The organism is Komagataeibacter kakiaceti JCM 25156, assembly GCF_000613305.1.
Genome location: NZ_BAIO01000875.1, coordinates 1 through 611, shown reverse-complemented (window position 1 = coordinate 611; position 611 = coordinate 1). Strand labels below are relative to the sequence as shown.

At 64.5% G+C, this 611-nt stretch carries 1 pseudogene; it reads left to right on the top strand.

Annotation, left to right across the window (positions count from 1 at the left end):
* Nucleotides 1–350: 350 nt before the first annotated feature.
* Nucleotides 351–611, top strand: a pseudogene (locus JCM25156_RS26620) (hypothetical protein); the annotation flags it as partial.

The following is a 611-nucleotide window of genomic DNA, read 5'->3' as shown; positions in this document are numbered from 1 at the left end:
CCCCGGGCGGCGTGCGCCGGAAGCAGCCACGACGCGCCAGCCCCCGCGAAAGCGGTGGCGGCGGAGTGAAGGAGACGGCGACGATCGAGCATATCCGATGCTGTGCCACGCCCTCCATGTTCTTTCAATCACTGATCCGCGCATCCGGACGGACATGATACAATACGCGACATAATTTCCCGTTTGTGGCCGTGGGCGAAGCATGTCACAAGGACGCCACCAGCAGTTCCCGCATCGGCCCGGTGGCCGATGTTTCCCCTGCCCGCCTGCCGGGCCGACCGAAGGGCTTGTACTTATCGTGGTTACGGTTTTTCCTTCCCATCCCCAGCGGGTGCGCTGAAACAGTCCGTATGCCCGTATCCCTGACGTCCGTGCTGGCCGCTGCCGGCGCTTCCCCTTTCGTACAGGCCATCGCGATCATTATCGGCACCTTCATCCTGGAAGACGCCGCGACCATCATGACCGCCATGCAGGTGCGCACCGGCCATGTCGATATCATGGTCGCGCTGGTCGCGCTCTATATCGGCATCATCGTGGGGGATATGGGCTGTACGGCATGGGCCGGCTGGGCGCGCTATGGCCGCCCGCGCGGCGCTGGATCACCCTGCCCG